The 18124-nt window shown below is 61.6% G+C and carries 20 protein-coding genes; 6 read left to right on the top strand and 14 right to left on the bottom strand.

Annotated features, from left to right (window positions below; translation table 11 throughout):
- Positions 1-154: 154 nt before the first annotated feature.
- Together AB4Z25_RS19210 and AB4Z25_RS19205 are read left to right on the top strand one after the other, a co-directional pair.
- Positions 155-1648: a leucyl aminopeptidase gene (locus tag AB4Z25_RS19210; protein ID WP_112537590.1), complete on the top strand. Its 1494-nt coding sequence runs from the start codon at positions 155-157 to the stop codon at positions 1646-1648.
- A 20-nt stretch (positions 1649-1668) separates the two neighbouring features.
- The gene (locus AB4Z25_RS19205) at positions 1669-2118 is read left to right on the top strand and encodes a DNA polymerase III subunit chi (protein WP_112537516.1); all 450 of its coding nucleotides are present in this window, start codon (positions 1669-1671) and stop codon (positions 2116-2118) included.
- Between the two features lie 9 nt (positions 2119-2127).
- Here the strand turns inward: AB4Z25_RS19205 and AB4Z25_RS19200 are convergent, their stop codons facing one another.
- The 5 genes from AB4Z25_RS19200 to AB4Z25_RS19180 all read right to left on the bottom strand — a co-directional run bounded on the left by AB4Z25_RS19200 (position 2128) and on the right by AB4Z25_RS19180 (position 7351).
- A complete protein-coding gene (locus tag AB4Z25_RS19200) occupies positions 2128-2346 on the bottom strand; it encodes a hypothetical protein (RefSeq protein ID WP_112390891.1) in 219 nt (72 codons plus the stop codon).
- Between the two features lie 54 nt (positions 2347-2400).
- The gene (locus AB4Z25_RS19195; protein WP_112537515.1) at positions 2401-3327 is read right to left on the bottom strand and encodes a Gfo/Idh/MocA family protein; all 927 of its coding nucleotides are present in this window, start codon (positions 3325-3327) and stop codon (positions 2401-2403) included.
- A 95-nt stretch (positions 3328-3422) separates the two neighbouring features.
- Positions 3423-4241 carry a polysaccharide deacetylase family protein gene (locus AB4Z25_RS19190; protein ID WP_112537514.1) on the bottom strand — a complete coding sequence of 273 codons (819 nt, stop codon included), beginning with the start codon at positions 4239-4241 and terminating at the stop codon, positions 3423-3425.
- Positions 4242-4370: 129 nt separating this feature from the next.
- Positions 4371-6254, bottom strand: coding sequence for an ABC-F family ATP-binding cassette domain-containing protein (locus tag AB4Z25_RS19185; RefSeq protein WP_112537513.1), 1884 nt, complete (start codon positions 6252-6254; stop codon positions 4371-4373).
- Positions 6255-6304: 50 nt separating this feature from the next.
- On the bottom strand, positions 6305-7351 hold the full coding sequence (locus tag AB4Z25_RS19180; protein WP_112537512.1) for a GGDEF domain-containing protein: 1047 nt from the start codon (positions 7349-7351) through the stop codon (positions 6305-6307).
- Positions 7352-7586: 235 nt separating this feature from the next.
- Between AB4Z25_RS19180 and AB4Z25_RS19175 the strand changes: the two genes are divergently transcribed.
- Both AB4Z25_RS19175 and ndk read left to right on the top strand, forming a co-directional pair.
- On the top strand, positions 7587-8276 hold the full coding sequence (locus AB4Z25_RS19175; protein ID WP_112537511.1) for a glutathione S-transferase family protein: 690 nt from the start codon (positions 7587-7589) through the stop codon (positions 8274-8276).
- Between the two features lie 84 nt (positions 8277-8360).
- Positions 8361-8783 carry a nucleoside-diphosphate kinase gene (ndk, locus tag AB4Z25_RS19170; RefSeq protein WP_016553456.1) on the top strand — a complete coding sequence of 141 codons (423 nt, stop codon included), beginning with the start codon at positions 8361-8363 and terminating at the stop codon, positions 8781-8783.
- Positions 8784-9018: 235 nt separating this feature from the next.
- Here ndk and AB4Z25_RS19165 read toward each other — a convergent pair whose 3' ends face one another.
- Together AB4Z25_RS19165 and AB4Z25_RS19160 are read right to left on the bottom strand one after the other, a co-directional pair.
- Positions 9019-9528 (bottom strand): hypothetical protein, encoded by a 510-nt coding sequence (locus tag AB4Z25_RS19165; RefSeq protein ID WP_112537510.1) that lies wholly within the window; start codon positions 9526-9528, stop codon positions 9019-9021.
- Positions 9525-10070 carry a CGNR zinc finger domain-containing protein gene (locus AB4Z25_RS19160; protein WP_112537589.1) on the bottom strand — a complete coding sequence of 182 codons (546 nt, stop codon included), beginning with the start codon at positions 10068-10070 and terminating at the stop codon, positions 9525-9527. Before AB4Z25_RS19160 ends, AB4Z25_RS19165 begins: the two co-directional genes overlap by 4 nt.
- A gap of 67 nt (positions 10071-10137) precedes the next feature.
- On the opposite strand from AB4Z25_RS19160, the gene AB4Z25_RS19155 reads away from it, so the two are divergent.
- A complete protein-coding gene (locus tag AB4Z25_RS19155) occupies positions 10138-11034 on the top strand; it encodes a branched-chain amino acid ABC transporter permease (RefSeq protein WP_112537509.1) in 897 nt (298 codons plus the stop codon).
- A 23-nt stretch (positions 11035-11057) separates the two neighbouring features.
- Here AB4Z25_RS19155 and AB4Z25_RS19150 read toward each other — a convergent pair whose 3' ends face one another.
- The 5 genes from AB4Z25_RS19150 to AB4Z25_RS19130 all read right to left on the bottom strand — a co-directional run bounded on the left by AB4Z25_RS19150 (position 11058) and on the right by AB4Z25_RS19130 (position 15514).
- Positions 11058-11519, bottom strand: a complete 462-nt coding sequence (locus AB4Z25_RS19150; protein ID WP_112537508.1) for a molybdenum cofactor biosynthesis protein MoaE — start codon at positions 11517-11519, stop codon at positions 11058-11060.
- 236 nt (positions 11520-11755) lie between these two features.
- A complete protein-coding gene (gene moaD, locus AB4Z25_RS19145) occupies positions 11756-12010 on the bottom strand; it encodes a molybdopterin converting factor subunit 1 (protein ID WP_112537507.1) in 255 nt (84 codons plus the stop codon).
- Complete coding sequence (gene pgsA / locus AB4Z25_RS19140) at positions 12010-12597, bottom strand: CDP-diacylglycerol--glycerol-3-phosphate 3-phosphatidyltransferase (RefSeq protein WP_112389555.1); 588 nt, start codon at positions 12595-12597, stop codon at positions 12010-12012. The genes moaD and pgsA overlap by 1 nt, the downstream gene beginning before the upstream one ends.
- Before the next feature lie 110 nt (positions 12598-12707).
- Complete coding sequence (gene uvrC, locus AB4Z25_RS19135; protein ID WP_112537506.1) at positions 12708-14750, bottom strand: excinuclease ABC subunit UvrC; 2043 nt, start codon at positions 14748-14750, stop codon at positions 12708-12710.
- Entirely contained in the window at positions 14747-15514 is a 768-nt protein-coding gene (locus AB4Z25_RS19130) for an SDR family oxidoreductase (protein ID WP_112537505.1), read from the bottom strand. The genes uvrC and AB4Z25_RS19130 overlap by 4 nt, the downstream gene beginning before the upstream one ends.
- 364 nt (positions 15515-15878) lie before the next feature.
- On the opposite strand from AB4Z25_RS19130, the gene AB4Z25_RS19125 reads away from it, so the two are divergent.
- The gene (locus AB4Z25_RS19125) at positions 15879-16514 is read left to right on the top strand and encodes an outer membrane protein (protein WP_112389558.1); all 636 of its coding nucleotides are present in this window, start codon (positions 15879-15881) and stop codon (positions 16512-16514) included.
- A gap of 57 nt (positions 16515-16571) precedes the next feature.
- Here AB4Z25_RS19125 and AB4Z25_RS19120 read toward each other — a convergent pair whose 3' ends face one another.
- Both AB4Z25_RS19120 and AB4Z25_RS19115 read right to left on the bottom strand, forming a co-directional pair.
- On the bottom strand, positions 16572-17165 hold the full coding sequence (locus AB4Z25_RS19120; protein ID WP_112389559.1) for a glutathione S-transferase: 594 nt from the start codon (positions 17163-17165) through the stop codon (positions 16572-16574).
- A gap of 57 nt (positions 17166-17222) precedes the next feature.
- Positions 17223-18092, bottom strand: coding sequence for a 23S rRNA (adenine(2030)-N(6))-methyltransferase RlmJ (locus tag AB4Z25_RS19115; protein ID WP_112537504.1), 870 nt, complete (start codon positions 18090-18092; stop codon positions 17223-17225).
- Between the last annotated feature and the right edge of the window lie 32 nt (positions 18093-18124).

Genomic DNA, 18124 nt, shown 5'->3' with positions numbered 1-18124 from the left:
CTTCCGTTCTCGGAGCCTTCCTGCGGCGCGGTGGCTTTCTGCCTTGGCGGCGTGGATTTGTCCATGGGCTTCCGATCACGTCTTGTTTTCGCCCCTGAAACCCGGAATGATCGCCGCCAAACGGGATTCCTTTGCGAATCCGCAGGGAGAAGACATGTCTGTTAAATTCGATATTTCATTCGCGAAATCGGCCAAGATCAGTGGCGGTCTCGCCGTCCTTCTGAAGGCAGGCGATGGCGAACTGGCAGCCGGTACCGAAATTGCCGATCCGGCCGGTATCATTGCCAAGGCTTCCAAGATTGCCAAGTTTTCCGCCAAGGCGATGTCGGCGCTCGATCTCGTCGCGCCCGAGGGCTCACCTGCCGACCGCCTGTTCGTCATCGGCATCGGCAAGCCGCAGGACTTGACCTCGCATGACTGGCTGAAGCTCGGCGGTATCGCCGCCGCCAAGGTCAAGGGCGCCGACAAGGCGACTATCTTCATCGATGCGCCAGGCGCTGCCATCACTGCAAAGGCCGCCGCCGACTTCTCGCTCGGCATGCTGTTGCGCGCCTACAGCTTCGACACCTACAAGACGAAGAAGTCGGAAGAAGACGAAAAGGCCAACGGCAAGTCGGCGAAGATCACCATCGTCACCGCGGATGCGAGCGGCGCCAAGAAGGCACTGGCGGATTCCGAGGCGGTTGCCGAAGGCGTCAACCTGGCCCGTGATCTCGTCAACGAGCCGCCGAATGTGCTAGGTCCGGTCGAATTCGCCGCCAAGGCCAAGGAGCTGGAAAAGCTCGGCGTCGAAGTGGAAATCCTGACCGAGCGCGAGATGAAGCGGCTTGGCATGGGCGCGCTCCTCGGCGTCGCCCAGGGCTCCGTTCGCCCGCCGCGCCTTGCCATCATGCATTGGAAGGGCGGCAAGGCGAAAGACCGCCCGATCGCCTTCATCGGCAAAGGCGTCGTCTTCGACACCGGTGGCATTTCCATCAAGCCGGCTGCCGGCATGGAGGACATGAAGGGTGATATGGGCGGTGCCGCCGCCGTCATCGGCCTCATGCATGTGCTCGCCGCCCGCAAGGCTGACGTCAACGCCGTCGGCATCATCGGCTTGGTCGAGAACATGCCGGATGGCAACGCCCAGCGCCCGGGCGACATCGTCACTTCGATGTCCGGCCAGACCATCGAGATCATCAACACCGATGCCGAAGGCCGCCTCGTGCTTTGCGATGCCCTCTGGTATTGCAATGACCGCTTCAAGCCGCGTTTCATGATCAATCTGGCGACGCTGACCGGCGCCATCATGGTGGCGCTCGGCAATGTCCATGCCGGCCTGTTCTCGAATGACGACACGCTTTCGGCGCAGCTGACATCCGCCGGTCTGACGGCCAACGAGAAGCTCTGGCGCATGCCGCTCGGGCGAGACTACGACAAGATGATCGATTCCAAATTCGCCGACATGAAGAATACCGGCGGCCGCTATGCGGGTTCGATCACCGCCGCCCATTTCTTGAAGCGTTTCGTGCAGGAAACCCCCTGGGCGCATCTGGATATTGCCGGCACCGCGCTCGGCTCGCCGCAGGATGAGATCAACCAGTCCTGGGGCTCCGGCTTCGGCGTCCGGCTGCTCGACCAGCTCGTCCGCGACCACTACGAGGCCTGATCACAGGCCGGAATGCAGGCATGACCGAAGTTCTTTTCTACCATCTGACGGAATCCAAGCTGGAGGACGCCCTGCCGCCGCTCGTCGACAAGAGCGTCGAGCGCGGCTGGCGCGTCGCCATCCAGGTCAAGGAGCCGGCGCGGCGTGATGCGCTCGATGCGCATCTCTGGACCTATCGTGAAGAAAGCTTCCTGCCGCATGGCACGGATGAGACCGAGCTGGCCGCAAGCCAGCCCGTGCTCCTGACCGTGACCGGCGACAACGCCAACCAAGCCACGGTCCGCTTCATCGTCGATGGTGCCGAGCCGCCGGTGGCTGATACCTATGAGCGGATCGTCTTCATGTTAGACGGTTACGATCAGGAGCAGCTTGAAGGCGCGCGCGCCCAGTGGAAGAAGCTGAAGGGCGAGGGCCATACCCTCACATACTGGCAGCAGACGCCGGAGGGGCGCTGGGAGAAGAAGGCGTAGGCGCGCCGCTCAGCCGTCCCGCTTGAACGTCCACTTCACGACATAGTCGCCGTTGCGTTTCAGCTTTGCCTTGGTTTTCAGCGTCACCGGCCCGCCGAGCGCGGCTTCGGCCTTCTCGAAGGCGTGCCGGGCCTCGGCCATGGCGGCGTGATAGGCGCTGTTGTCGCGCTTGGGGCTGTCTGCGACTTCCTTGAGGAGGGCGGTCATTTCCGCTTTGCTTTCGGCCATCTCCGCCCTCGCTTTCAGATAGAGATGCGGCGCATGGGCCGCAGTGCTCTGTGATCAATCGTGGAAGGCTTCCACGAACTTGCGCTTGCCGAGCATGAAGGCATCGGCGACATGGCGCAGCGGTGCCAGATCGACGTCGGACTGGCCGGCCTTGATGATCTCGGCAAAACGGCGGTAGAGCGACGGATATTCCTCTTCCGGTGCGGAGAACGTCAGTTCGCCGTTGACCGAGAGCTTCGAGCCGCCTTCGGCAAGCTCCATCCGACCCGCTGCCGTCTCGACGATGATATCCCAGCTCTGCTTGCCGGTCTGGCGCCAGTCGAATTCGCCGTGGACGGTCATCGCTCCGGCGTCGCGGAAATGCAGGTCGGCAGCGATCGGCGCATCGCGGTTTTCAGGAAACTCCAGCGTTGCGCCGGTAAGGAAGATCGCCCGCGGCAGGATGTGGGTGACGATCGACAGAGCGTTGATGCCAGGGTCGAAGACGCCAAGGCCGCCTGCCTGCCAGATCCAGTCCTGGTTCGGATGCCAGTGACGGACATCTTCCTTCCAGATGACGTGGACGTTCTTGATCTCGGTCTTGGCGAGAAAATCCTTGGCGGCCTCGACGGCCGCGGCATAGCGCGAGTGCCAGCTGGCAAACAGAGAGACACCCTTCTTGGCGGCGAGCGCTTCGAGATCGGCCACTTCGCTCAGCGTTGCGCCCGGCGGCTTTTCGAGAAAGACGTGCTTGCCGGCCGAAAGCGCCTTGTAGGCCGCTTCATAGCGGTACTGCGGCGGCATGCAGAGCGAGACGGCGTCGATCTCGGACACGGCCTCAAGCATCGCTTCGATCGTCGTAAAGCTCTGGATACCCTCCACGGTGCCATGGCGGCTCGCCGTGGCAACGAGCTTGTAATCGGCATTCTTGGCGATGGAAGGAAGATGCTGGTCGCGGACGATCTTGCCGACGCCGACGATGGCGAGGTTGATGGGGGACATGACGGGTGTTCGCTCCGGTGTTTCGCTCAAAAGTATGATTTATTGGGCGCTTGTTTTATCAGAATGCTACAGCCGGGCAAGCCGTCATGTCACCCTCAAAGCGAGGCCATTTCGATGGCGCGGCTGTCTTTCTTGTACTTCAGCGTCACCACCTTGTAGCCCTCGGCTTCCAGCCGCGCGAGCAGGGCAGGGAGCATCGCTGCGGTGCGCTTGTGGATGTCGTGCATCAGGATGATGCCGCGGCCGCGCTGGCGAAGCCGGTTCATGGCCCGGTCGGCAACCTGTTCCGGCGTAGAGGTGAAATAATCCTTGGTATCGACATCGACATCCATGACGATCATCTCGCGCGCCGCGACGGCACCGCGAAGCTTGCGGCTGTCGGCGAGATAGGGGAAGCGGAAGAAATTGACGTCGGTGCCGGTCGCCTTGGTCACGGCTGCTTCGCCGCGGGTGATCTCGGCGATCGCCTGGTCGAAGGACAATGTGTCGAGGTTCGGATGCTTGTAGGTGTGGCTGCCGATCGTGTTGCCTTCCATGGCAACGCGGCGCGCCAGCTCCGGATGCAGTGCGGCCATCTCGCCGACCATCATGAAGGCGCCCTTGACGCCGAAGCGGTCGAGCGTTGCCAGCACCCGGTCGGTCCGGCCGGGGATCGGGCCGTCGTCGAAGGAAAGCACGACTTCCTTCGGCTCGAGCTTCAAATCCTTCAGCGAGGAAACCGTCAGCACGCGGCCGGCCAGATGGTGGGTTTCGCCGAAGGCCAGATTGGCGGGCTTCGGGAAACCGGCTTCGCTTTCCTCGGTCTTGATCGAAGACGTCTTGATCGTCTTGTCGGGAGCAGGCTGCTTGGTCGTCTGGCAGCCGCAAAGGGCAAGCGAGATGAGGACACTCGAAAGAAGGGCGATACGGGACATGAAAGGGGCTCAACAAATCAGTAATGAATGTTGAGACAACCTTTCGAATTATGGTTAACGATCGGTTTAAATCGGATGCCCGGGCGCTAACTTGTGCCGTTCTGCCGCAGCCTTTTCCGGGGTCTGTGGCTAACTTGCCATGGCCTCTTCATACTCGGAGGAAAGCTCCAGCCATTGCTCTTCGGCAGCGGCCAGTTTCGCTGCCGCCTCGCCGCGCTGCTTGGCCTTTTCGGCCGCCTTGGCAGGCGTCTTCTCGTAGAGCGCTGGATCCGCAAGCTCTGCATCAAGCGCCTGAATCTGTTTCTCCAGCTTGGCCGTCAAGGATTCGATTTCGTTGATCTTTTTCTTCAGCGGCGCAAAGGAGGCGCGCTTGTCGGCGTTCAGCTTGCGCTGTTCGGCCTTGGTCGCCGGATCGTCGGCATTCTGCGGCTTCTCGTCCTTCTTCTTGCCGGAGGAGACGATCAGGTCGCGATACTCGTCCATGTCGCCGTCGAAGCTCGAAACGGTGCCGTTGTTGACGAGCCAGAGCCGGTCGACGGTCGCCTCGATCAGGTGGCGGTCGTGCGAGATCAGGATAACGGCGCCTTCATAGTCGTTCAGCGCCTCGATCAGCGCCCGGCGGCTGTCGATATCGAGGTGGTTGGTCGGTTCGTCGAGGATAAGCAGGTTCGGTGCATGGAAGGCAGCCAGCCCCATCAGCAGCCGCGCCTTCTCGCCGCCGGAGAGATCCTTCGCGGCCGTCGCCATCTTTTCGGTCGCCAGTCCCATCTGCGCCACGCGGGCGCGGACCTTGGCCTCGGGTTCGGTCGGCATCAGCCGGCGCACATGCTCGACCGGCGTCTCGTTGGGAACGAGGTCGTCCAGCTGATGCTGGGCGAAAAAGCCTATCTTCAGGTTCGATGCCACTTTCAGCTCGCCGCCGTCAGGCGCGAGACGTCCGGAAATGAACTTCGCGAAGGTGGACTTGCCGTTGCCGTTCGAGCCGAGCAGGGCGATGCGATCGTCATTGTCGATGCGCAGCGTGATATTCTTGAGGATCGGCTTGCCGGGTTCGTAGCCGACGGCGCCACCCTGGATGGCGACGATCGGTGAGGCCGGCTGTCTTTCTGGCTCGGGGAAGGTGATCGGCTGGACGTGATCCTCGATCACGGCGGCAACCGTGCCCATGCGCTCCAGCGCCTTGACGCGCGACTGCGCCTGCCGGGCTTTGGAGGCCTTGGCTTTGAAACGGTCGATGAAGCTCTGCAGGTGCTTGCGCGCCGCATCGTTCTTCGCCTTGGCCTTCATCTGCAATTCGTCGGCTTCCGCCTTCTGGCGCTCGAACTGGTCGTAGCCGCCGCGGTAGAAGGTCAGCTTCTTCTGGTCGAGATGGACGATCGAATTGACCGCGTTGTTCAGCATGTCGCGGTCGTGGCTGATGACGATGACGGTGTGCGGGTAGCGGCGCACATAGTCCTCGAGCCACATCGTTCCTTCGAGGTCGAGATAGTTGGTCGGCTCGTCGAGCAAAAGCAGGTCGGGCTCGGCAAACAGCACCGAGGCAAGCGCCACGCGCATGCGCCAGCCGCCGGAGAAGGAGGAGGCGGGCCTGAGCTGGGCTTCCTGGTTGAAGCCGAGACCGGCCAGAATGCTGGCAGCGCGCGCTTCGGCTGAGTGTGCGTCGATATCGACGAGGCGCGTCTGGATTTCGGCGATGCGATGCGCGTCGGTCGCCGTTTCGGCTTCCTTTAGAAGGGCCGCGCGTTCCTTGTCGGCCGACAGCACGATTTCGATCAGCGACTGCTCGGTGGCCGGCGCTTCCTGCGCCACCTGGCCGATGCGGGCGTTCTTGGGGATCGAGACCGACCCGGTCTCGGCGCCGAGATCGCCGGTGATGATGCGGAAGAGCGTCGATTTACCCGCGCCATTGCGCCCGACAAGGCCGGCCTTGGTGCCCGCCGGAAGCGTCACGCTGGCATGGTCGAGAAGCAGGCGCCCGGCAATGCGGGCAGAGATTTCGGTGATCGTGATCATGCGCGGCGTTTTGGCCGAAACAGCCGGTCAAGGCAAGGGGTCAGACGCCGTCAGCGGCCGAAGGCCTGGATGGGCTGGCGGCGGTTGGATTGGGCGGCGAGCAGTGCCACGCGGGCGTTGGCCTGCAACTGCGCGCCGGTTGCCGCATCGCCGCTGAGTGCGATGCCCAGCGAGATGTTGAGCGTCCCCGGATCGGATTTGTCCGTCGTCGCAAACACCATGTTCTCTTCGACGGACTGGCGCAGCCGCTCGGCAATGGCGATGGCGTCGCGCATGCCGACATTGGCGAAGATGAAGGCGAACTCGTCGCCCTCGGTTCGCGAGACGAAGTCGTTCTTCTTGATCGACTTGCGGAACAGGTTGCTCAGCTTCTTCATAAGCTTGTTGCCGGCCTGCACGCCATATTTGGCATTCAGCTGCCGGAAGTCGTCGATATCCACCATGATGAGCGCGCTGCCGGCCGCCCCTTCGTCGCGCTCGTAGAGCTCGCCGATGGCATTGGTGAGCGCGATGCGGTTTGGCAGGCCGGTCAGCGGATCGGTGACCGAGGCGGCCTGTACCGCGGCAACGCCACGCTCCAGCGCCTCGATGCGTTCGACATCGGAGAGCAGCTTGGCTTCGAGTTCGGTCTCGGCGGCGAGCACCGACGCCAGCGAGGAGGCGAGATATTCCATCTCGCTCATGAAGGCATCGAGCCCCTGTTCGGAATTGCCGGAGAGCGATTGCAGCAGCGTCTCGGCGGCGCGCGCGAAGGCATATTTCTGCTTCAGCCCATCCGACAGCCGGTCGGCGGCTTCGCGCAACAGCTTGCTCGCTTCGGTACCGGCGGTTTCGGCGGCAAGGCCGCAATGGCTGACCAGCCTATATTTGAGGCCGAGTTCGTCGAGCCGCGCCTGAGCCGGATGGTTGCCGAGGGCGGAAATATCGGTAGCAAGCGCCGTGTTGCGGCCGCAGACGGCTTCGTGCAGCAGTTCGTAATTCCGCGGCAGCCCAGCGATGCTCAGCCGCGCCATGTGCTCGGCGATCTTCTGGGCATCGTTCTGCGGGCTAGGGCGGGCGCCCTCGCGCTGTGCTGCATTTCTGGTTGTGTTCTGCATCACCGTTCCCTGGCGTTGCTTTAGCGGCGGCTTATCCTTTCGCTATGCGCCGCAGATTTTAAAATAGCTTGAATTTTCAGTATCTCCGGCTCTTCACCGCCGGAAAGGCGCAAAATGCGGTTAATGCAACCTTGAAGCGCCAAGCACCGAAGCTGATGGCGCCCATCAGATTTCGTCATTTGATCCCGGCGCCGCTTTGCCGTGAAATGCGGCTGATATTCACGAGAGGACGGCCATGACCCTTGCGCTCTATTCCCTCTGCGGCGCCCGCCCGCAGCATTTCTTTTCGCCGCATTGCTGGAAGGCCGTGATGGCGCTGGCGCACAAGGGGCTGGCCTTCGACGAGATCCCGACGACCTATGCCGGCATCGTCAGGATCGGCGGCGGTTTCTCGCCGACCCTGCCGGTGCTCGATGACAACGGCCATCTGGTGTCCGACAGCTTCGCGATCGCGCTCTATCTCGAAGATGCCTATCCCGACCGGCCGTCGCTCTTTGGCGGCGAGGGCGGCAAGGCGCTGTCGCGGATGGTCGAAGGCTATTCGCAGATGGTGATCCACAGGGCGATCATGAAGATGGCGCTGATGGACATTCACGGCGCGCTTGACGAAGGCGACAAGGCCTATTTCCGCCAAAGCCGCGAACAACGGCTCGGCCGCAAGCTTGAGGATGTCGTCGCCGACCGCGTCGCCGAGGAGGCGGCCTTTGCCGCCAAACTCGAACCGATGCGCCACATGCTGAAGTTCCAGCCCTTCATCGGCGGCGAGAGCCCGCTCTTTGCCGATTACATCGTTTTCGGCGCCCTGCAGTGGCTGCGGGTGACGGCGGGATTGTCGATGCTATCAGCCGATGACCCGGTCGTCGCATGGCTCGATCGCTGCCTCGACCTGCATGGTGGCAGGGCGCGCGGTGTGACAGCGGCGTGAAATTGCCGCGTCCCCCTTGTTTTCGGGAGTTGGGGCGGGTAAAGACCGCCCACTTTTCCCCGCTAAACCAGAGGATTTGACCCAATGGCGATTGAACGCACCTTTTCGATGATCAAGCCGGACGCAACGAAGCGCAACCTGACGGGCGCTATCACCAAGATGCTCGAAGATGCCGGCCTCCGCGTCGTCGCTTCCAAGCGCGTCTGGATGAGCAAGCGCGAAGCTGAAGGCTTCTACGCCGTTCACAAGGAACGCCCCTTCTTCGGCGAACTCGTCGAAGGCATGACCTCCGGCCCGACCATCGTTCAGGTTCTGGAAGGCGAAGGCGCCATCCTGAAGAACCGCGAAATCATGGGCGCGACCAACCCGGCAAACGCTGACGAAGGCACGATCCGCAAGGTTCACGCTCTCTCGATCGGCGAGAACTCGGTTCACGGCTCGGACGCTCCCGAGACCGCTGCCCAGGAAATCAAGTACTGGTTCTCCGACACCGAAATCGTCGGCTGAATCGGAATGTCAGCCTGACGGCTGATGTGATTGAAATGACTCATGAAGCCGGGGCTTTTGCTCCGGCTTTTTGTTTGAGTTGACGCGGCGAACTTGGGCCCGCGGCCCCCTCATCCGGCTGCCGCCACCTTCTCCCCAAGGGGAGAAGGGATGTGCCGCAACCTCTCGTTTCCCCTTCTCCCCAGCGGGGAGAAGGTGGCCCGAAGGGTCGGATGAGGGGGCACGGGCGTAAACGTCAAACCGCCGGACACTTGTCCGTATTCGAATAATCCACCGTCCCGTCGGCCTTAAACACCTCCGGGTTCTTCGTATAAAACGGCCCGACCACCAGCGGCTTGCTGGGCAGCATCGCCGCCTGATCGACATCGGAGACGAACTGCGTCTGCAGTTCCTGCAGCGTCTTGCCGTCGGCGGCCACCAGCTTGATCTTGGCCCCGTAAGGCTTGTCCTTGCGCACGCAATGGATCGCCGGGCTCTGCAGCGTGATCTTGTCCCAGGCGGGGAAGATCTTTTCCTGCAGCACGATCGGATCGCCGCCCGCCGGGTTTTCGAATTCGGCGATCGCCACAGTGCCGTCAGGGATCGGCGAGGTCTTGCGCAGCGTCACCAGATAGGTGGCGGTCGCCACACGGTAGTTGAAGACGAAGATGTGACCGGATACCTCGACCATCTTCTCCATCTCGCGCTGGCAGCCTGCGATCAGCAGGGCCGAAAGGCCGAGCGCGGCAATCGCGTTGATCTTCATGGCGTCTCCTCCTTCTTGCGCCGGTAGTGGCGGCTGGCCTTCGCCCGGTTGCCGCAGACGGTCATGTCGCACCAGGCGCGGCTTCTGTTCTTGCTGCGGTCGATGAACAGCCAGCCGCAGTTGCGGCAGATCTTCATTCTCTCGGGATCGGGCATGGCTATCAGCCGCAGAGCCGAATGTGCCGTTGCCGCGTCGAGCCCGCCGGGCGCGGCCCCGCGCAATGCGGCGGCAATCCGCTCGAGCAACCCGGCCAGAAGGCCATCATCGTCCTCGCCGGCCACGCGGCTGCGAAAGTAGCGGTCGGTAGCTTCGCGCAGGCCGATGAAGGCCGGGCGGTTCGCCACTTTAACCGGCATCATATCACCGAACAGCGCCCGCTCGGCGCAAAACGCCGCCGCGGCGGCCGGAAAGCTGTCGAGCTGATCGGGCGTTGCGAAGCGATCGATGCTCTGTTCGGCGTCATGGCGCAGGATCACGCTGTTGGCGACATCAAGCGCGAGCGCGCCTCCGGAAAAGCGGTGCTGGGTCCAGGTAAAGCTCATGATGAAAATATAACTGGTAAAAGCCATTTTGCCAGTTATTATTTTAGGAGAAATCCGGAGGACTGGAATGGCCTATCTTCTGCAGCAGCTGGCGAATGCGGTGCCTCTTGCGGCACTCTACGCCGCGCTGGCCTTCGGCTATGCGATCGCCTTCGGCGTCACCAAGCGCGCCGACATCACCTATGGGGCGATGTTCGCCTTTGCCGGGCAGATGCTGCTGCTGTTCACCGACTTCGCCTATAACCGTCTCTGGTTGATCCTGCCCGCGGCACTGGCGATCGGCGTTGCCATGTCCTTCGTCTATTCGCTGCTGACCGGTTTCTGGATTGGCCGCAGCATCATGCAGCCGCTGGTACGCCGTTCGGCCAACACCGTGATCGTCGCCGCGCTCGGCGTCACCATCCTGTTGATGGAAACGGCGCGGCTGGCGTCGGACACCCGCGAGATCTGGCTGCCGCCGCTGCTGAACGGCACGGTGGTGTTCTGGAGCGATGCCGCCTTCAAGGTAACGCTGACCTATATCCAGCTGCTCAATACCGGATTGATGATGCTGCTGATCGCGACGGGAACGCTGATCCTGCGCCGCACCTCGCTCGGGCGCATCTGGCGGGCCGTCACCGACGATCCCATGGCCGCCGAACTCTGCGGCACCAGCGCCGGCAAGGTATTCCTCGTCGCTTATGTCGCCGCTACCTTCGTCGCCACTGTCTGCGGCATCCTCACCACCTTCTATTACGGCTCGATGGATTTCGGCGCCGGCCTGCTGTTCGGCCTCAAGGTACTGATGATCTCGGCGGCAGGCGGCTATTCCGATCCGCTGAAATCGGCGGGCGGGGCGGCAGGCATCGGCTTTGCCGAAACTCTCTGGACCGCCTACGGCCCGTTCCTCTGGCGCGACTTCGTCGTCTTTTCGCTGCTGGTCTTCCTGCTGGTCATGAGCAGGCGCGAGCGGGCGATGCCCTAGAACCGTTCAGGCAAGAAGCCCGGTCACTTCCACTTGTCGCGGGCGGCATCGTCACTGTCCTTGGCGGCGATCCATTCGCCTGTCTTGCCGTCCTTGCCATGCTCCTTCTTCCAGAAGGGAGCAGACGTCTTCAGGTAATCCATGACGAAATTGGCGCCGTCGAAGGCCGCTTGCCGATGCGGGGCGGCGGCGATGACGAGGACGATATTCTCACCGGCGGCGATCTTGCCGAAACGGTGAATGGCGGTCAGGCCCTTGAGGGCGAAGCGCTCGATCGCGAGATTGGCGATGCGGAGCATCTCGGCCTCGGCCATGCCGGGGTAGTGCTCAAGCTCCAGCGCCGAGAGCGTCCCGCCTTCGTCGCGGCAGAGGCCGGTGAAGGTGACGATGGCGCCGATACCGGGCTTGTTCTTGGAGAGCAAGTTGGTTTCGGCTTGGAGGTCAAAGTCTTCGCGCTGGACGCGGATGGTGGGGGAGGTGGTCATGGGCAGTTTCTCGCCGATGAGGAGAGGCCGTGCCGTGTCAGCCCCCCTCTGGCCTGCCGGCCATCTCCCCCACGGGTGGGGAGATCACAAGGGGTGACGTCCTCGCAGAATTTTTCCGTTTGATTCAGTTGAAGCGTCAATTGTTTGGGGAAGCCGGCGCCCCCAGCTGATCTCCCCACCTGTGGGGGAGATGCCCGGTAGGGCAGAGGGGGGCGAACTGGCTCGGCGCCCACCACTCACCCACCCGTCATCGGCGGAAAGATCCCGATCTCGCGCGGCGTGCCGATCGGGTCGTCGTGCTCCACATGCTCCTGGTCGAGCGCCACGCGGATAACGTTTTCATATTGAAGCGCGGTCTCATACTCTTCGCCCAAGCCTTTCAGATGACTCAGAAGATCGGCGACGGTGACGACGGAGGCGGGGAGGTCGATCTCTTCTTCGCTCTTGCCGATCCGCTCGCGCACCCAGGCGAAATAGACGAGACGCGTCATCACTCTTCGTCCACGATATGCTTCAGGCCGGCGCGGAAATAGTCGTAGCCGGTATAGATCGTCAGGATGGCGGCGACCCAGAGAAGGCCGATGCCGATCTGCGTCGTGTAGGGCAGCACGGCGTCACCGGCCGGGCCCGCCAGCAGGAAGGCGATGGCGACCAGCTGCAGCGTCGTCTTCCACTTGGCGATGCGCGTCACGGGCACGCTGACCTTCAGCGCCGCCAGATATTCGCGCAGACCGGAGACCAGGATTTCGCGGCAGAGAATGATGATCGCCGCCCAGATCGACCAGCCGGCAATCGTGCCGTCGGCGGCAACCAGCAGCAGGATCGAGGCGACCAGCAGCTTGTCGGCGATCGGATCGAGCATGCGGCCGATATTCGAAGTCTGGTTCCAGATGCGCGCCAGATAGCCATCGAGGAAGTCGGTGACCGAGGCGATGACGAAGATCCAGAAGGCGACCCAGCGGGCGAGATCCGAGCTCTGCAGCCGTCCCTCGACGAAGAAGCAGATGACGATCAGCGGTACCGCAAGAATGCGTCCGTAGGTCAGCAGGTTCGGGATATTGTATGCGCGCGATGCCATGAATCTGTTCTCTGAAATGATGTGCCCGTAGATGACGGCTTTGGCCCTCGACCGTCAACATTCTTTCTGGTTTTCGCTGTCCTTTGCGTGGAATTTGCGACCGTGACGGCCTATTTCGCGGCGTCGTCGTGAAAATGATTGTAGACCACCTTGGCCACCGCCTCCGAAATGCCCTCGACCGCCATCAGATCCGAAAGCGCGGCGCGCGAGACGGCCTTGGCGGTGCCGAAATGCTGCAGCAGCGCGCGTTTGCGCGACGGTCCGATGCCGCCGATCTCGTCCAGCGGGTTCTTGACCATCTCCTTCTTGCGTCGCGCCCGGTGTGAGCCGATCGCGAAGCGGTGCGCCTCGTCGCGCATGCGCTGGATGAAATAGAGCACCGGATCGCGCGGCGGCAGCGAGAAGCTCTCCTTTCCCGGCGGAAAGAAGCGTTCACGGCCGGCCTCGCGGTCGACACCCTTGGCGACGCCGATGGCGATCACGCTGTCGGTGATGCCGAGTTCTTCGAGGATCGCCCTGACAGCCGTCATCTGCCCCTGACCGCCGTCGATCAGGATAACGTCGGGCCAGGCCGGGAAGGGCATGTCGGCGGCGTCGATCCCTGCGGCAACGGGCTGCGAACGATCAGGAATCCCTTCTTCCTTGATCAGCCGCGAGAAGCGGCGCGTCATCACTTCCTTCATCATCCCGAAGTCGTCGCCGGGCGTGATGTCGGTCGATTTGATATTGAACTTCCGGTACTGGTTCTTCACGAAACCCTCAGGCCCCGCGACCACCATGCCGCCAACGGCATTGGTGCCCATGATATGCGAGTTGTCGTAGATCTCGACGCGCTGCGGCACATAGGGAAGGTTGAAGGTGGTCTTGAAGCCATCGAGCAGCCGTGACTGCGATGCGGTTTCGGCGAGCTTGCGCCCATGCGCCTCGCGGGCATTGCCGACGACGTGATCGACCAGATCGCGCTTCTCGCCGCGCTGCGGCACGAGGATCGAAACCTTGTGTCCGGCCTTCTCGCCGAGTGCGGCGGACAGGAGCTCCATCTCGTCGACGGTCTCCGACAGCATGATCTGCTTCGGCACCGGCTTGTCGTCGTAGAACTGCGCCAAGAACGCGCTCAGCACTTCGGCGCTTGAGAGCTGCGGGTCGGCCTTCGGGAAATAGGCGCGGTTGCCCCAGTTCTGCCCGGTCCGGAAGAAGAACACCTGGATGCAGGAAATCCCGCCTTCGTGGTGGATCGCGAAGACATCGGCCTCATCGACACCTGCCGGATTGATGCCCTGGTGGCTGGAGACATGTGACAGCGAGGCGAGGCGATCGCGATAGACGGCGGCGCGCTCGAAATCGAGATCCTCGGCGGCGGCGTTCATGGCTTCCGCCATATGCGCCTTCACCTTCTGGCTCTTGCCGGAGAGAAAGTCCTTCGCCTCCTGCACCAGCTCACCATAACCGGCATCGCTGACCTCGTGGGTGCAGGGACCCGAACAGCGCTTGATCTGGTAGAGCAGACAGGGGCGGGTGCGCGTCTCGAAGACGCTGTCGGTACAGGTGCGGATCAGGAAGGCGCGCTGCAGCGAATTGATCGTGCGGCCGACGGCGCCGGCAGAGGCGAAGGGGCCGAAATACTCGCCCTTGCGGGCACGCGCGCCGCGATGCTTGAAGATCGCCGGTGCCCGGTGATCCCCGGTGATCAGGATATAGGGAAACGACTTGTCGTCGCGCAGCAGCACATTAAAGCGCGGCCGCAAGCGCTTGATCAGATTCGCTTCGAGAAGCAGCGCCTCGATTTCGGTGCGGGTGGTGACGAATTCCATATGGGCCGTCTGGCGGACCATCTGGGCGATACGGTTCGAGTGGACGCGCCCCATTGCATAGTTGCTGACGCGCTTCTTCAGGCTGCGCGCCTTGCCGACATAGAGCACATCGCCATCGGCATTGAACATGCGATAGACACCGGGGCTGTTCGGCAGCCGCTTGACGAATTCGCCGATCAGCTCCTGGCCGGTCAGGCCGGTTTCGTTGATCCCGCCCTCGTTCCAGTCCATATCGGCAGAGATAGGCGCGGCGGAAGGTTCACCCTCCACCTCGATATCGTCATCCGTTTCATCGATCTCATCATAAAGAACACCGCCATCCGGCAGCTTCTTGGCATTCATTCCTTGATCTCCAGCACATCTGGCGTCTGCCACGCAAGATGCTGGCCGCCGTCGAGTGCAATCATCTGGCCTGTGACCGAGGGCGTTTCGAACAGGAAACGAATCGTTCGTCCGAATTCCTCCAGTTCAGGACCCCTCTTCAAGATAAGGGCTGCGACCTGCGCTTGGAAGTCTTCTTGCAGCTGACGCTCGCTTGGAATCGACGGCCCGGGGCCGATGGCATTGACCCGGATGCGCGGCGCCAGCGCCTGCGCCATGGTTTGCGTCGCCGTCCAGAGTGCCGATTTCGACAGCGTATAGGAATAGAAGCTCGGCCGGAGCGCCCAGACGCGCTGATCGATGATGTTGACGATCAGTCCATCGGCAGCCTGCGGCAGCTGCTCGGCGAATTTCGCAGCCAGAATCGACGGCGCCCTGAGATGGACGGCAAAATGCTCTTCCCATATCCCGGCATCGAAGGCCCGCAGCGAATCCTCGTGGAAAATCGAGGCGTTGTTTACGAGCAGATCGAGCGGTCCAAGCGCCTCGGACGCCTTCTGAATCAGCTTTTCGGTCTCATTTATTTTTGTGAGGTCGCCCTGGACCGCAACGGCCCGATGACCACTTTGCCGCAATTCTGCCGCAAACTCCTCCGCCTCGGCGAGCGAGCCGTTGGCATGGATGGCAACCGAAAAGCCGTTATCTGCCAAATCCTTGGCAATGGCGCGTCCTATTCTTTTGGCTGCACCTGTTATCAGGGCTGCCCTAAGTCTCTTCTCGCTCAAAAGCTTGCCTTCTTAACCCGTGAGTCTAGGTGCTTCCTATATAGGGGCGGGTACACATTAGATAAATAGGGTGCCGCGATTGCGTTGTGGGTGGCGATATTCTATGTATTAGTTGAGAATATAGATCCATAAAATAAGTATTCATGATTTAACCATTCGTTATGGTTAACAAATAGTCTGTTGCGCTATAGCAACATCGAATTTCAGCCACCCCGCCGCCACAATCATTTCACAATTTGGCTCTTTCAAATCCGCAATTGGGCTCCACTTTCACCCTCGATCCGAGAGGGACATCTAGTAATTGCTCGCGAATGCTTCGGTGTAAAACAGTTGACGAAGAGCGCGGGACTGAAAGGAGACAAGTATGCGTACACTCATTGCTAGCCTGATGGCTTCTGCCTTCGTCGTAGCCGGCTTCACCGCTGCAAACGCTGCCGATGCAGTTGACCAGGTCCCGGAAGCTCCGGTAGCCCAGAACGAGCCGGTTACCCCGGCCGGTAACTGGGAAGGCTTCTACCTCGGCGGTGCAGGCACCTACAACATGGGTGACTTCAACAACAGCCGCAACGGCTACGCCATGGGCGGTCAGCTGTACACGGGCTACAACTGGCAGGCTGGCCAGATCGTTTACGGTGTTGAAGCCGACCTCGGCTATTCCGGCCTTGATCACTCGGCTGGCGGCATCACCGAAAAGAACCGTTTCAACGGCTCCGTTCGTGGCCGCGTCGGTTACGACCTGAACCCCTTCCTGCTGTACGGCACGGCCGGTCTGGCTGCGACCAACAACAAGGTTAGCGGCCTCGGCGACTCCGACAGCAAGATGGCTTACGGCTACACCGTCGGCGTTGGTGCCGAAGCTTTCGTCACGAGCAACATCACGGCTCGCGTCGAATACCGCTTCAGCGACTACCAGGACAAGGACTACAACCTGGGCGGCACGAACGTTTCGCGCGGCTATGACGAACAGAGCGTCAAGGTCGGTATCGGCGTGAAGTTCTAATCAGATCATCTGATCAAAGAAAAAGCCGGGGTTTTGCCCCGGCTTTTTTGTGTCTGGTTATTGCGGCTTGAAATCGGAATAGGTGGGGAATTTCTTCTCGAATGTTCTCAACCAGCCGATCAGTTCCGAGTGATCGGCCTCCCACTGTCCCTTGAAGCGCAGATCGAGATAGCCGATCGTCGCGGCAAGAGCGAAATGGCCGCCATGCAGCTTCTTGCCAAGTTTCGGCGGATGAGCGCTGATATGGTTCAGGCCGCTGACGGCCTTCTTCCACTGCCGGTCGATCCAGGGCTGGTGGATTTTTTCCTCATCGCGGAAGCGGCGCTCATAGACGATCGCCAGCAGGCAGTCGCAGATCCCGTCGCAGAGCGCTTCGAGGATTTCGGCCTCGGTGCGCTTGCCGTTCTTTTCTGGATAGAGCTTCCGTTTCTTCAGCCGGTGGAAATAGTGCATGATGGCGATGCTGTCGAAAACCGACGTGCCATCGTCTGTCAAAAGGGTAGGGATCTTTCCGAGCGGATTGTTATCGACGAGGATCGCCGGACCGGCATTGGTATCGACCCGAATCTCGGTGACATCGAGCTCGAGATAATGCGCCGCCATGCGCACCTTGCTGGAGTAGGGCGATGTCGTGGCGCAGAGAAGCTTCATGTTTCACCTGTGAAAATGCATTGGCGCGGCGGACTATTCCGCACGCTGCCGTCATGGTCAATCGTTTGCGACAGCCTTCTCTTCACCGCGAAGCCAGAAGGCACGGTGCGACGCATAGCGGTCCTGAGCCATGATATCCTTGAGGGCAGGGAGCATGCGGTGCAGCTCGTCCTTCAGCGTGAAGGGCGGATTGACGATGATCAGCCCCGAGCCGGTCAGCCCGGTAATGCCGCGGTCGCTGCGCACGCTGAGTTCGGCGCAGAGGATTTTCGGAATGCCGGTCGCCTGCAGTGCCTCGTGGAATTCCTTGACCGGCGCGCCCTTCTTCAGCGGGTACCACAGGCAGTAGGTGCCGCCTGGAAAACGCCGATAACCCTTGACCAGACCATCGACCAGCCGGTCGTATTCGCCATCCTCTTCGAACGGCGGATCGACCAGAACCATGCCGCGCTTTTCCTTCGGCGGCAGATGCGCGCCGAGCGACAGCCAGCCGTCGAGCTCGGTGATGCGAACATGATGATCGCCTTCGAAGAGGCGGTGCAGCCGCGCGAAATCCTCGGGATGCAGCTCCATCGCCGACAAGCGATCCTGCGGCCGGAACAGCATGCGCGAAAGCTTCGGCGAACCGGGATAATAGCGGATACCACCGTCAGGATTGAGCTCGCGAACCGCCGAGAGATAAGGCTCCAGCAATTCGGCGACCTGCGGATCCAGATCGGCTTCCATGAGTTTGCCGATGCCGGTCTGCCATTCGCCGGTCTTCTGCGCCTCTTCGGAAGACAGGTCGTAAAGACCGATGCCGCCATGCGTATCGAGCACGCGGAAGGCGGCGTCCTTCTTCTGCAGATAGCGGATCAGCCGGGCCTGAATGGCGTGTTTCAGCACATCGGCAAAATTGCCCGCATGATAGATATGGCGGTAGTTCATCGTTGCTGATGCCTGTCATGAATTCGCCTGAT

Origin of the sequence: Rhizobium sp. RAF36, assembly GCF_052114105.1 — a bacterium.
In the GTDB taxonomy this organism is placed as follows: Bacteria; Pseudomonadota; Alphaproteobacteria; order Rhizobiales; family Rhizobiaceae; genus Rhizobium.
Note: the sequence above shows the minus strand (reverse complement) of the source record. Positions and strands in the feature narration are given on the sequence as shown.